The sequence below is a fragment of the Pseudomonas sp. MM227 genome (genome assembly GCF_947090715.1).
Lineage (GTDB): Bacteria > Pseudomonadota > Gammaproteobacteria > Pseudomonadales > Pseudomonadaceae > Aquipseudomonas > Aquipseudomonas baltica.
The window spans coordinates 835358-848279 of the sequence record NZ_OX352319.1 but is presented as its reverse complement, the minus strand read 5'-3'; the positions used below and the strand labels follow the sequence as shown (position 1 = coordinate 848279).

Here is a 12922-nt window from a genome sequence, read left to right as displayed (position 1 = left end):
GCGCAGGAACCACGACCATGAAAACCTACCTGACCCTGTTGCTCACACTCGGCGGCTTCACCACCCACGCGATGGCATCGACCGACCAGGCGTGGGCGGAACACGACAAGCGCGTCGCCAGCACCTGCCTGAAAGCCACCACGCTGAAACAGGCCCGAGTGGCCAGCGCTCCCGCCGAGTTCGAAGACCGCGTGGGCTATACCGCAGTGCTCATTCAAGGCCGCTACCCGCAGGCGCACATGAAGAACCAGCCTGGCGCAGAACTCTGCCTGTACCAAAAACAGAGCCGCAAGGCGTTCGTGACCCCGTGGGATTCGGTACAGGGCAAGTAGCGTCACAGCAAAATGAATGCGTAGAGAATACTGATGAACGGCACGTTGCCAGCTTTCTCGTCGAGGGCCTCCAGGGCCGCGAACTTGAGCATGAACGAGGCGACCACCAGCACCCTTACCCACGGCACGCGTGTCGACAGCAACAACAGCATGCCCAGGGCGAGGGCCAGTTGAAATGCACAGCATTTGATCGCCGCCGGCAGCGTGCTGACGTACAGCAACGCCAGCATCACGGGAATCAGACTCGCCAGCAGCAATCCTTTGCCATACTTCACACAGTCCATAACGATCACTGGCCTTCCTTCATTTATCGACTTGTTGTAAGGAAGAAAGTCTCTGGTGATCAACTGGGCGGCGCTATAGGTCTATTCAGCGCAACTCGTAGGAAAAACCCGATAGATACTGTTGGTGTATTTCCAGCGAAGCCGAACGATTTTTTCCCTTCCGAATCAGGAGCGCGCGGCAGGCGTGGCCTGCGCACGACCAATCACGCCGGGGCTTGGGCTTGGCAAGGCGACGCGACTAAGGTCAAACTGCCAGCTCTTCCCCCTGCCGGTGCCCGATACGCATGCGCATAGCCATCCGACCGCTGTTACTGGCAGGCTTGCTGCTTGTCGTCGTGTCAGGCGCGGCCTGGCTGCTGCTCGATCGCACTGCAGCGAACAAGCCAGTGCCGGCAATGCCCATCCCGGTGCGTGTAGTCACCGTGGTGCAGGCCGATGTGCCGCGTTATCTCACCGGTATCGGCTCGGTGCTTTCGCTGCACAGCGTGACCGTGCGCGCGCAGGTCGATGGGGTTCTGGCGCAGGTCGCCGTGAAGGAAGGCCAATGGGTGAACAAGGGTGATGCGCTGGCCAGCATCGACGATCGTGCCATTCGCGCCAGCCTTGCTCAGGCGCGGGCGCAAGCCAGCCAGAGCCAGGCGCAGTTGCAGGTGGCAGGGGTCAATCTGCGCCGCTACAAGGACCTGAGTCGCGACAATGGTATTTCGCGCCAGTTGCTCGACGAACAACAGGCCCTGTTCGACCAGCTCACCGCGACCTTGCAAGGCAATCAGGCCGCCATCGCTGCCGCTCAGGTGCAGTTGTCCTACACCCAGATTCATTCTCCGGTGACCGGTCGGGTCGGTATCCGCCGTGTGGATCCGGGCAACTTCCTGCGTGTCAGCGATGCCGAAGGCTTGTTCACAGTGACCCAGATCGACCCCATCGCGGTGGAATTCTCGCTCCCCCAGCAGGAGCTGGCGACGTTGCAGTCCTTGCTCGACCGGCCGCAGCCGGCAGTGGTGCGCGCCTACCTCGATGGCGATACCGAAACGGGCAAGCTGGTGGGTGAGGGTCACCTGACGCTGCTCGACAATCAGATTGCCGCAAGCACCGGAACCATCCGCGCCAAGGCCGAGTTTCACAACGGCCGACACACCCTGTGGCCAGGCCAACTGGTCAGTGTCGGCTTGCAGGTCGGCGTCGAACGCAACGCTCTGGTGGTGCCGTTGCCCGTAGTGCAGCGCGGTATCGAAGGCCATTATGTGTACCGCGTGACAGACGCCAAAGTCGAGCAGGTGCCGGTGCAGGTGCGCTACCAGACTTCGACCCAAAGCTTGATAGACGGCGTTGCTGCGGGCGACGTGCTGGTCAGTGACGGGCAATCGCGGTTGAGGCCGGGAGCCCGCGTACAGGTGCTCGAGCCAACGGTACACAACGCAGCGACCTTGCGATGAGCACCGGGCGCTCGATCAGCGCCTGGTGCATCGACCATCCGGTGGCCACCGTGCTGTTGACCCTGGCGCTGGTGTTGCTCGGTGGCCTGGCTTTCACCCGGCTGGCGATCGCGCCACTGCCCGAAGCGGACTTTCCGACCATCCAGGTCAACGCGCAACTGCCCGGCGCCAGTCCACAGACCATGGCGTCTTCGGTGGCCACGCCGCTGGAGGTGCAGTTCAGCGCCATTCCCGGCATGACCCAGATGACCTCCAGCAGCGCCTTGGGCTCGACCAACCTGATCCTGCAGTTCAGCCTGAGCAAAAGCATCGACACCGCCGCCCAGGAGGTCCAGGCGGCGATCAACACGGCAGCCGGACGCTTGCCGCAGGACATGCCCAACCTGCCGACCTGGCGCAAGGTCAATCCGGGAGACAGCCCGGTGCTGATCCTCAGCGTGAGTTCGGCGCAGATGCCCACCCACGTGTTGAGCGACTACACCGAAACCCTGCTGGCCAGGCAACTGAGCCAGATCGAGGGCGTTGGCCAGGTCTACATCACCGGCCAGCAACGCCCGGCGATCCGTGTGCAGGCAGCCCCAGAGCGCCTCGCAGCGCTGGAGCTGACGCTTGCCGACCTGCGCGGTGCCATCCAACAGACCAGCCTGAACCTGGCCAAGGGTGCTCTGTACGGTGACACCAGCGTGTCCACACTGGCCACCAACGACCAGCTCTTCGAGGCTCATGAGTACGCGCAGCTGGTGGTGGCCTACCGTAATGGCGCACCGGTACAACTCAAGGACGTCGCGACCGTGATCAAGGGTGCGGAGAACGCCTATGTGCAATCCTGGTCGGGTGATCAGCCAGGCTTGAACCTGACGATCTTCCGCCAGCCCGGTGCGAACATCGTCGACACGGTCGACCGCATACTGGCCGCCATGCCACGCCTGCAGGAGATGCTGCCGGCAAGCGTGGATGTCACCGTACTCAACGACCGCACCCAGACCATCCGTGCATCACTACACGAAGTGGAGCTGACGCTGCTGATCGCCGTGCTGCTGGTGGTGGCCGTCATGGCCCTGTTCCTGCGCCAGTTGTCGGCCACGCTGATCGTGTCCAGCGTGCTGGGGGTTTCGCTGATCGCAACGTTCGCCGCCATGTACCTGATGGGTTTCAGCCTGAACAACCTGACTTTGGTGGCCATCGTCATCAGTGTCGGTTTCGTGGTCGACGATGCGATCGTGGTGGTGGAGAACATCCATCGCCATCTGGAGGCCGGCGATGGCATGCGTGAAGCGGCGATCAAGGGCGCCAGCGAGATCAGCTTCACGGTAGTGTCGATCAGCTTTTCGCTGATTGCCGCGTTTATTCCATTGCTGTTCATGGGCGGCGTGGTCGGGCGCCTGTTCAAGGAATTCGCGCTGACGGCCACCTCTACCATCCTCATTTCGGTGGTGGTTTCCCTGACCCTGGCTCCGACGCTATGCGCGCTGTTCATGCGCCGCCCCGCACACGCCGCGCGCGAGGGCTTCAGTGAGCGCCTGCTGGCCTGGTACGACAAAGGTCTGATCCGCGCACTGGCTCACCAGCGCGTCACCCTGGCCGTGTTCGGCTTGACCGTTGCCTTGTCGGTGGCGGGCTACGTGCTCATCCCCAAGGGGTTTTTCCCGGTGCAGGACACCGGCTTCGTTCTCGGCACGACCGAAGCGGCCGCCGACATTTCCTACAAAGACATGCAGGAAAAACACCTTGCCCTGGCCCGTATCGTCGGTGCAGATCCGGCGGTCAGGGCCTATTCCCACGCCGTGGGCGTAACCGGCAGCAACCAGACCATCGCCACCGGGCGATTCTGGATCGGCCTCAAGGAACAGAGCGAACGCGACGTGTCGGCCAGCGCATTCATCGACCGCTTGCGGCCCCAGCTCGCCCAGGTGCCTGGCGTGGTGCTTTACCTGCGCGCCGGACAGGACATCAACCTGAGCGCCGGGCCAAGCCGCAGCCAGTACCAGTACGTGCTCAAGAGCAACGACGGGCCGAGCCTGAACCTGTGGACCGAACGCCTGACCGAACGACTGCGTGCCAACCCGGCCTTTCGCGACCTGTCCAACGACCTGCAGCTGGGTGGCAGCGTGACCCACATCAGCATCGATCGGGTGGCAGCTTCGCGTTTCGGCCTGACCACCAGCGACATCGACCAGGCGCTGTACGATGCATTCGGTCAGCGCCAGATCAACGAATTCCAGACCGAGACCAACCAGTACAAGGTCATTCTGGAACTCAAGGCCGATCAGCGCGGCAAGGCGCAGAGTCTGCAGTACTTCTACCTGCGCTCGCCCCTGACCAACGAAATGGTGCCGCTGTCGGCCGTGGCCAAGGTCGAGGCACCCACTCAGGGCCCGCTGTCGATCAGCCACGATGGCCTGTTTCCGGCGGCCAACCTGTCGTTCAATCTGGCGCCCGGCGTGGCCTTGGGCGAGGCCGTCGGTTTGCTCGAACGCACGCAAGCCGAATTGGCCATGCCCGCCTCTATCGCTGGCAGCTTCCAGGGCGCTGCCCAGGCTTTCCAGAGTTCGCTGGCCAGCCAGCCCTGGCTGATTCTGGCCGCACTGGTGGCGGTCTACATCATTCTCGGCGTGCTGTACGAAAGCTTCGTTCACCCGCTGACCATCATCTCGACCCTGCCATCGGCTGGGCTGGGTGCCTTGTTGCTGCTATGGCTATGGGGACAGGATTTTTCCATCATGGGCTTGATCGGCCTGGTCTTGCTGATCGGAATCGTCAAGAAGAACGGCATTCTGATGATCGACTTCGCCCTGCATGCGCAGCGCAGCGAAGGGCTGGACGCCCGTGAAGCGATTCACAAAGCCTGCCTGACGCGCTTCCGCCCGATCATCATGACCACACTGGCCGCACTGCTGGGCGCACTACCCCTGATGTTCGGCTATGGCGCCGGTGCCGAACTGCGCCAGCCACTGGGCATCGCCGTGGTGGGGGGACTGCTGATCAGCCAAATGCTGACGCTGTTCACCACCCCTGTGATCTATCTGCAACTGGAGCGGCTGTTCCATCGCACCGACGGTTCCAGAACACCGGCATTGCCGGCCAGCCACTGAACATCGACCAACAAAAAACGCCCGATGCGGGCGTTTTCTTTACAGCGACAGCGTGACTGCTCAGCTGCTGGCGCGAGCGATGTTGCGCAGGGCTTTGACCTGATCATGGTTGCGCTGCACACCGGCAAGCTGACGCTCGACAATGGTGAAGATGTTGGCCGGGAGCGCCTCGGTCAAGGCTTCCTTGTAAGCTTTCAAAGCCACATCTTCGCCGCGCTCGGCTTCGTTCAGCACCGCTTCTTCATCCTTGCCGGTGAAGATCGATTTGACGTCGACCCAGCGACGATGCAGGTCACCGCTCACGCTGGTGGAGTCTTCCGGGGTGCCGCCCAGTGCGATGACCTCGGCCTGCAGTTCACCGGCCGCTTCGGCGCATTCCTGGGAATGCTTGGTGAACAAAGCCTTCAGTTCGGGATTCTTGATGTCTTCGGCACAGGTCTTGAAGCCTTCCTCGCCGTCCTTGCAGGTCTCGATAAGCTTGTTCAGGATGGAAACAACCGTCTTGGCAGAATCATTCATCTTTTTGAATTCCTGTGGAAATCGGAAACCGCGTTGGGATGCTGTCCATACAGCAGCCTTCGTGCCAGCTTCCAAAGCAAACAAAAATGATCTATATCAAAGAGTTAACATAGCCGACGTTTTTCCGAAGCTGTCTTTATGCATGATCGATGACTTTGTGACCGTGCAGAATGCATGTAGCCTCGCGCAACGCCGTTTTTGCAGACCCACACCCTTGTGAATATTCAGTCATGAACCCCGAAAAACTTGAATCGCTGGTGACCTTCGTAATGCCCTTCGGCAAGTACAAGGGCCGAGTAATCGCCGACCTGCCGGGGCATTACCTGAACTGGTTCGCCCGCGAGGGTTTTCCTAAAGGTGAACTAGGTGGGCTGCTGGCGCTGATGCAGGAAATCGATCACAACGGCTTGTCCGACCTGCTCGATCCGCTGCGGGTCAAGCATGGCAAGCCGCGCATCGCCGATGGGCGCTGAACCGTCTGGCAACTTTCTTTCAGGCAAAAAAAAGTGCGCCGACCGAGCGCACTGAAAGACAAGCGTGAAGCGCCTAACGAAGTCGAATCAGTCGAGCAGAGCCAGCGCCTGCGCGCTGCACTCCTGAATGCGTGCCCAATCGCGGTTTTCAATCCACTGGCTGTCGAGCATCCAGGAGCCGCCCACGCACATCACATTGGATTGAGCCATGTAGCTGTTGATGTTGCCCGGGCCGACGCCGCCAGTCGGGCAGAAGCGTACTTCCGGGAAGGGCCCGCCGAGCGCCTTGATGGCAGCCACGCCACCGCTCACCTCGGCGGGGAACAGCTTGAAGCGGCGATAGCCCAGCGCGTAACCCATCATCAGTTCGGACGGGCTGCTGATGCCCGGCAGCAACGGCAACGAGCTTTCCACACCGGCCTCGAGCATGTCCTGGGTCACGCCGGGGGTGACGGTGAACTGCGAGCCGGCCTGCTCGGTTGCGGCGAGCATTTCGCGGGTCAGCACCGTACCAGCACCGACCAGCAGTTCCGGGCGTTGCTCGCGCAGCACCTGGATGGCCCTGAGCCCGAGTGCCGAGCGCAGGGTCACTTCCAGTACGGTCAGCCCCCCGGCCGCCAAGGCATCGGCCAGGGGCAGAATGTCTTCTTCACGGGCAATGGTGATGACCGGCAGAATTCGCGCACGCGCCGCCAGGGCGTCGATCCGGGCAACTTTGTCGACCATGCGTTGCTGTTGTTCGGTGGTGATCATAGCGGCGGTTCCTTGATTCATTGACACCAGTAGATATCCAGCGCGGAGTGCAGGAAGGCGCGGATAGGCATCTGCGCCACGTCGTCGCCGGCCAGTGCAGTGCGCAGCGTGGTCAACTTGCTTTCGCCCTGCACCGACAGCACCTTGAAACGGGCCGAGGCCAGCAACGCACGGCTCATGCTCAAGCGTTGATGCGGCACGCTCGGCGCCAGCATGGGCCAGCAGCGGCGCTCGCTGTCCAGCGCCAGAGCCTGTTCAAGGTTGGGGCTATCGGGAAACAACGAAGCGGTATGCCCGTCATCGCCCATGCCCAGTACCAGCACGTCGATCGGCGGCAATTGGCCGAGCAGGTCATCGGCGACTGCGGCGGCCTCCTCCTGGCTGGAAGTGGTGTGGTACAGGCTGACGAAACGTGCCTGCTCGACCGCGCCTACCAGCAGGTGGCGCTTGAGTAGGCCGGCATTGCTGTCGGCGTGCTCGATGGGCACCCAACGCTCGTCGGCCAGGGAGATCACTACCCGTGACCAGTCCAGGCTCTGACGCGCCAGGCACTCCAGGAAAGCCACCGGGCTGCGCCCGCCGGAAACCACCAGGGTTGCCACGTTCTGGCGCTCGATCGCCTCGCGCAGTTGCTCGGCGACCTTGCCGGCCAGGGCTTCGGCCAGCAACGGTGCGCTCACGCAATCGTGAACCTTGACCCCCTTGGGGAACTGCAAATCAGATATCGCCATACCAGGATCTCCCATCGCGAGTGATCAGGGCAATCGAGCTCATCGGCCCCCATGAACCTGCCGCGTACGGCTTGGGAGCATCGCCGGATTTCTTCCAGCCGGCGATGAGCTGATCGCACCATGTCCACGCATATTCGATTTCATCTTTACGGACAAACAGGTTCTGATTGCCCTGCATCACCTCCAGCAGCAATCGCTCGTACGCATCTGGAATGCGCGCACTGCGATAGGTGTCGGAGAAATTCAGTTGCAGCGGCCCGCTGCGCAGTTGCATGCCCTTGTCCAGGCCCTGCTCCTTGGTCATCACGCGCAGCGATATACCTTCGTCCGGTTGCAGGCGGATGATCAGCTTGTTGCTGATCTGCAGGCGCTGCTCGGGCGCGAAGATATAGTGCGGCGGTTCCTTGAAGTGGATGACGATCTGCGACAGCTTCTGCGGCATGCGCTTGCCGGTGCGCAGGTAGAACGGCACGCCGGCCCAGCGCCAGTTGCGGATATCGGCACGCAGCGCGACGAAGGTCTCGGTATCGCTCTGGGTGTTGGAGTTTTCTTCTTCCAGATAACCCGGCACCGGACGGCCTTCGCTGTAGCCCGCGATGTACTGGCCACGCACGACCTGCTGGGTCAAGCCGTCGGCGGTGAATGGCGCGAGCGCCTTGAGCACCTTGACCTTCTCATCGCGAATGCTGTCGGCGGACAGGTCGGCCGGTGGGTCCATGGCGATCAGGCAGAGCAGCTGCAGCAGGTGATTCTGGATCATGTCGCGCAGCTGGCCGGCCTGGTCGAAGTAGCCCCAGCGCCCTTCGATACCCACTTTTTCCGCGACGGTGATCTCAACGTGGGAAATGTAGTTCTGGTTCCACTGGGTTTCGAACAGGCTGTTGGCGAAGCGCAGGGCAATGAGGTTCTGCACCGTCTCCTTGCCCAGGTAGTGGTCGATTCGGTAGACCCGATTTTCCGGGAAGTACTGCGCGACGGCATCGTTGACCCGGCGCGAGGATTCCAGGTCGTGGCCGATAGGCTTTTCCAGCACGGCGCGGGTACGCGCGGTCAGGCCGACCTTGTGCAGGTTTTCGCAGATGGCGCCGTAGACCGCCGCCGGTGTGGCGAAGTAGGCGATCAATTGTTCGGCGTCACCGACTTTCTCGGCCAGTGCGACGTAGGTGTCGGCATCCAGAAAGTCCACGTGCACATAGCTCAGCCGCGCCAGAAAACGCTGCACCGCGTCGGGCTCGAGCTGGGCGTCGGAAACGAACTTGCGCAACCCTGCCTCGATGACACCCAGGTGATGGGCTTCGTCGCCGGGCTCGCGGGCCAGGGCGAGAATGCGTGTATCGGCGTGCAGCAACTGCGCGCGATCGAGTTGATATAGAGCCGGAAACAGCTTGCGCAATGCCAGGTCGCCCAGGGCGCCAAAAAGAGCAAAGGTGCATGATCCTGCGGTCATTGAGGGCATGATGTTTGTTCTTCTATCAAGTTGACGTAGAAATACCCTTTTTCAGGGGACGATTCAAGGCAGAATGTAGTAATAACCACAACATTTACCCATTCAGACAGATACGGGTGGTGGCGCACTGCGCCCCCCAGTAGGATAAGCCACCCGTGAAGACAGCCTGGCCAGACATGCTCGCTGGCGCTGCAGTAGACCCAAGGACATACCATGGACCGTGTGCGAAATCTTCTGGAACAGATCCAGAGCCGCCTCGATGAGCTGAACAAGGCCGAGCGCAAGGTGGCCGAGGTCATTCTGCTCAATCCGCAGCAGGCGACCCGCTTCAGTATTGCCGCTCTGGCGCAGGCCGCCAAGGTCAGCGAGCCGACGGTGAACCGCTTCTGTCGTTCCTTCGGCGTCAGCGGCTACCCCGAGCTCAAGCTGCAACTGGCGCAAAGCCTGGCCAGTGGCGCCGCCTACGTCAGTCGCGCGGTGGAAGCCGACGACGACCCGGCGGCCTATACCCAGAAGATTTTCGGCAGTGCCATCGCTTCGTTGGACAGCGCCTGCCAGCAACTCGATCCGGCGCTGGTCAGCCGCGCCGTGGACATGTTGATCCAGGCACGCCAGATCCACTTCTTCGGCCTCGGCGCGTCGGCGCCGGTGGCGCTCGATGCCCAACACAAGTTCTTTCGCTTCAACCTGGCGGTGTCGGCCCATGCCGATGTCCTCATGCAGCGAATGTTGGCGTCGGTTGCCCATACCGGCGAGCTGTTCGTGATCATCTCCTACACCGGGCGCACGCGCGAACTGGTGGAAGTCGCCCGCCTGGCACGGGAAAACGGTGCATCGGTGCTAGGGCTGACGGCAGCAGGCTCGCCCTTGGCCAAGGCCAGCAGCGTAAGCCTGAACATACCCCTGCCTGAAGACACGGATATCTACATGCCGATGACATCGCGCATCGTGCAATTGACTGTGCTCGATGTGTTGGCCACGGGCATGACGCTACGGCGCGGCGTGGATTTCCAGCCGCACCTGAGGAAGATCAAGGAAAGCCTGAACGTGAGTCGCTACCCGGCTGGGGATGGCCTGGACTGAATGCAGGCAAAGGACATGGATCTGCAGGAGCGGTCAGCGGCCGCGAAAAGAACACCGCGGTGTGCCAGTTTCACCGCGGGGCAGCATTCGCGGCCGATGACCGCTCCTACGGTGAGCCCGTTACTAGGTCGAAAAAAAGGGCGACCTGAGTCGCCCGGAAAGCGCACACCACAAATCAGAACTTGGACTGGATCTTCAACCCGGCCACCAGTGCGTCATCCACCTGGTTCACGCCGCCAGGATGTTTGATGTACTGCACGTTGGGCCGCACCGTCAGCCAGTTGGTCACGTGGAAGCCGTAGTAGATCTCGGCGTTGTACTCGGTGTCCTGGATCGGCAGGTATGACGGATTGTCGTAGTCTTCGATGTTGTTCAGATCATTGACCAGGCGGCGATTCTTGCGCACGTCGTCGTTGACGTGGATGCGCGCGATGCCCACACCGATGTCGTCCTTGGGCCGGGCGTCGAAGGGCCCCATGTAGGTCAGGCCGATCTGCTGATAGTTGTCGACGAAGTTGGTGTCCTTGTCGTGCACGGTGGCGTTGGCGAAGATGCTCAGGCCACGCGCGGCGCTGCCGTTGTGACTGGTCAACTGTTGCTGGGCGACGATCCAGGCGCCGTGCTTGCTGCTGTGGGACTTGTAGCTGGCGCCGGAGACCGCAGCCGCCTGGCCATTGCCATCTTCATACACATCGTCGGCCTTGGCCGTGCTGTAGTAGTAGCCCAGGCGATACTCGCCCGGCAGGTCGTTGAGCTTGGGCGTCCATACCAGTTCAACCGGCAGGATCATGCCCTTGGTGCCGCTGCCGCTGAGCTTGAAGCCGTTACCGGTTTCCAGGTACGAGGGGTTCTGCTCGAACACGCCCACCTGCGCATACACTTCCGGGGTGATGTTGTACTTGATACGCAACGCCCACTGGCTGACCGGCCAGTTGTACCAGATGTTGCCAACCCAGTTGCCGACCTGCGAACCGCAGAACGCCAGGTTCTGGAAGTCGCACGGGAAGCTGTTGAAGTCTTCGCCAGGGCCGAAGCGGCCGATCTTGACGTTGAGCTTGTCGTCGAAATAACCCTGCTTGTACCACATCTGGGTAAGCCGCCAGGTCTGGCCCCTGCCCCAGACTTCCTGGGATGAACTCAGGGTGCCGGCACGCGGGTCGCCGATCCGGTCATTGGAGATATTGCGGCCGCTACGCTCGGTGATGGCCAGCTTGAACTCCGCATCCTTCCACCCCAGAATCTTTTCCAGGTCCATCTTCACGCCCAGGGCGAACTGGTCGCTGTAGCGTGCGGTGGTGTCGTCGTTGTAGCCACCGTCGAGATTGCTGCCAACTTCCCCTACGTATTCCAGCGAAAAATCGTAGCCCTTTTCCAGCAACTCCGTACGGGCCCCACCCCAGTCACCGGTCATCCACGGCGACTCTTCGGTAAAAGCCCCAGCGGCATGCACGCTGCCGGCCAGACTCAAGGCGCCGAGCATCGACAACTGGCCGATCAGTCTGGGTTTAGTGATAAGTCTGCTGTTCATCCCTCTTCCTCTTTTATTGTTATTGACGTGTTGTACAGTCTTGCCAATGGCAGGCGACAGGCCGCCCGCCGATATCGCTATTCAGCGTCCTTTGAACTGGGTCACGTTGCCCAAGGGTGCAGCTTCCTGCGCGGTTCGCGTGGCGCCGAGGCGCGCACCGCTGGCCGCATCGAAAATCAGGACCTTGCTCGGGTCCAGCAGCAGGTTCAAGGTGGCGCCTATGGCCGGCGCAGCATCCGGCGCCATGCGGCAGCACACCTTGGTCTGGTTCACGGTGACGAACACCAGCGTGTCCGGCCCGGTCGGCTCGGTGATCTGCACTTCGGCACGCAGGGTGGGCAAACCCGTGACCTGCTCGTTGGCCAGGGCGATCTGCTCGGGGCGGATGCCGAGGATGATCTCGCGATCCTCCAGCCCCGCGTCGGCGATGCCCAGCGGCAGTTCGCAACGCGCCTGGCCGCTGTCGAGCTGCGCCACCAGGCGGCCGTCCTGGCGGGTCAGGCGCAGCGGAATGAAGTTCATCGGCGGCGAGCCGATGAAGCTGGCCACGAACAGGTTGGCCGGATCGTTGTAGATCTGCTGCGGCGTGCCGAACTGCTGGATGATGCCGTCCTTCATCACCGCCACCTTGTCACCCAGGGTCATGGCCTCGATCTGGTCGTGGGTCACGTAGACCGTGGTGGTCTTCAGGCGCTGGTGCATCAACTTGATCTCGGTGCGCATCTCCACCCGCAGCTTGGCGTCGAGGTTGGACAGCGGCTCGTCGAACAGGTAGATCTTGGGCCGCCGCGCCAGTGCGCGCCCCATCGCCACGCGCTGCTGCTGGCCACCGGAGAGCTGGCCGGGCTTGCGTTCGAGCAGATGCTCGATCTGCAGCAGCTTGGCCACCCGCGCTACTTCTTCGTCGATCGAAGCCTGGGGCATCTTGCGGATCTTCAGGCCGAAGCAGATGTTCTCGCGCACCGTCATGGTCGGATACAGCGCGTAGCTCTGGAACACCATGGCAATGTCCCGGTCCTTTGGGCTCATGCCGCTGATGTCTTCGCCGTCGACCAGGATCGCCCCGCCGGAGATGTTCTCCAGGCCTGCAATGCAGTTCATCAGGGTCGACTTGCCACAGCCCGACGGCCCCACCAGGATCAGGAATTCCCCCGAGTCGATCGAAAGCTCGATGTCCTTCAGCGTGTCCGGCAAGCCGCTGCCGTAGGTCTTGATTACGTTGCGCAGTTCCAGCGTTGCCATGT

The 12922-nt window shown here is 61.8% G+C and carries 12 protein-coding genes; 5 read left to right on the top strand and 7 right to left on the bottom strand.

Annotation, left to right across the window (positions count from 1 at the left end):
* Nucleotides 1-17 precede the first annotated feature (17 nt).
* Nucleotides 18-332, top strand: coding sequence for a hypothetical protein (locus ONG87_RS03730; RefSeq protein WP_264382245.1), 315 nt, complete (start codon nucleotides 18-20; stop codon nucleotides 330-332).
* 2 nt (nucleotides 333-334) lie between these two features.
* Here the strand turns inward: ONG87_RS03730 and ONG87_RS03725 are convergent, their stop codons facing one another.
* Nucleotides 335-625, bottom strand: coding sequence for a hypothetical protein (locus tag ONG87_RS03725; RefSeq protein ID WP_192053524.1), 291 nt, complete (start codon nucleotides 623-625; stop codon nucleotides 335-337).
* A gap of 275 nt (nucleotides 626-900) precedes the next feature.
* Between ONG87_RS03725 and ONG87_RS03720 the strand changes: the two genes are divergently transcribed.
* Nucleotides 901-2052: an efflux RND transporter periplasmic adaptor subunit gene (locus tag ONG87_RS03720; protein WP_264382244.1), complete on the top strand. Its 1152-nt coding sequence runs from the start codon at nucleotides 901-903 to the stop codon at nucleotides 2050-2052.
* The gene (locus ONG87_RS03715; protein WP_264382243.1) at nucleotides 2049-5144 is read left to right on the top strand and encodes a multidrug efflux RND transporter permease subunit; all 3096 of its coding nucleotides are present in this window, start codon (nucleotides 2049-2051) and stop codon (nucleotides 5142-5144) included. Before ONG87_RS03720 ends, ONG87_RS03715 begins: the two co-directional genes overlap by 4 nt.
* A 60-nt stretch (nucleotides 5145-5204) precedes the next feature.
* Here ONG87_RS03715 and ONG87_RS03710 read toward each other — a convergent pair whose 3' ends face one another.
* Complete coding sequence (locus ONG87_RS03710; RefSeq protein ID WP_122479594.1) at nucleotides 5205-5663, bottom strand: PA2169 family four-helix-bundle protein; 459 nt, start codon at nucleotides 5661-5663, stop codon at nucleotides 5205-5207.
* Nucleotides 5664-5893: 230 nt separating this feature from the next.
* Here ONG87_RS03710 and ONG87_RS03705 point away from each other — a divergent pair, with 230 nt between their 5' ends.
* The gene (locus ONG87_RS03705) at nucleotides 5894-6136 is read left to right on the top strand and encodes a DUF3820 family protein (RefSeq protein WP_122479595.1); all 243 of its coding nucleotides are present in this window, start codon (nucleotides 5894-5896) and stop codon (nucleotides 6134-6136) included.
* Between the two features lie 87 nt (nucleotides 6137-6223).
* On the opposite strand, the gene ONG87_RS03700 is transcribed toward ONG87_RS03705, so the two are convergent.
* Genes ONG87_RS03700 through zwf form a run of 3 tightly spaced genes read right to left on the bottom strand, consistent with a single transcriptional unit; the run spans nucleotide 6224 to nucleotide 9076 of the window.
* Nucleotides 6224-6910: a bifunctional 4-hydroxy-2-oxoglutarate aldolase/2-dehydro-3-deoxy-phosphogluconate aldolase gene (locus ONG87_RS03700; protein ID WP_185794099.1), complete on the bottom strand. Its 687-nt coding sequence runs from the start codon at nucleotides 6908-6910 to the stop codon at nucleotides 6224-6226.
* Nucleotides 6907-7620, bottom strand: coding sequence for a 6-phosphogluconolactonase (pgl, locus tag ONG87_RS03695; RefSeq protein ID WP_264382242.1), 714 nt, complete (start codon nucleotides 7618-7620; stop codon nucleotides 6907-6909). The genes ONG87_RS03700 and pgl overlap by 4 nt, the downstream gene beginning before the upstream one ends.
* Nucleotides 7607-9076 (bottom strand): glucose-6-phosphate dehydrogenase, encoded by a 1470-nt coding sequence (gene zwf, locus ONG87_RS03690; RefSeq protein ID WP_122479598.1) that lies wholly within the window; start codon nucleotides 9074-9076, stop codon nucleotides 7607-7609. The genes pgl and zwf overlap by 14 nt, the downstream gene beginning before the upstream one ends.
* 213 nt (nucleotides 9077-9289) lie before the next feature.
* Here zwf and hexR point away from each other — a divergent pair, with 213 nt between their 5' ends.
* Complete coding sequence (gene hexR / locus ONG87_RS03685; RefSeq protein WP_185794215.1) at nucleotides 9290-10150, top strand: DNA-binding transcriptional regulator HexR; 861 nt, start codon at nucleotides 9290-9292, stop codon at nucleotides 10148-10150.
* 175 nt (nucleotides 10151-10325) lie between these two features.
* Here the strand turns inward: hexR and ONG87_RS03680 are convergent, their stop codons facing one another.
* Both ONG87_RS03680 and ONG87_RS03675 read right to left on the bottom strand, forming a co-directional pair.
* Nucleotides 10326-11630, bottom strand: coding sequence for a carbohydrate porin (locus ONG87_RS03680; RefSeq protein ID WP_244646990.1), 1305 nt, complete (start codon nucleotides 11628-11630; stop codon nucleotides 10326-10328).
* A 129-nt stretch (nucleotides 11631-11759) separates the two neighbouring features.
* Entirely contained in the window at nucleotides 11760-12920 is a 1161-nt protein-coding gene (locus ONG87_RS03675; RefSeq protein WP_264382241.1) for an ABC transporter ATP-binding protein, read from the bottom strand.
* Nucleotides 12921-12922 lie beyond the last annotated feature (2 nt).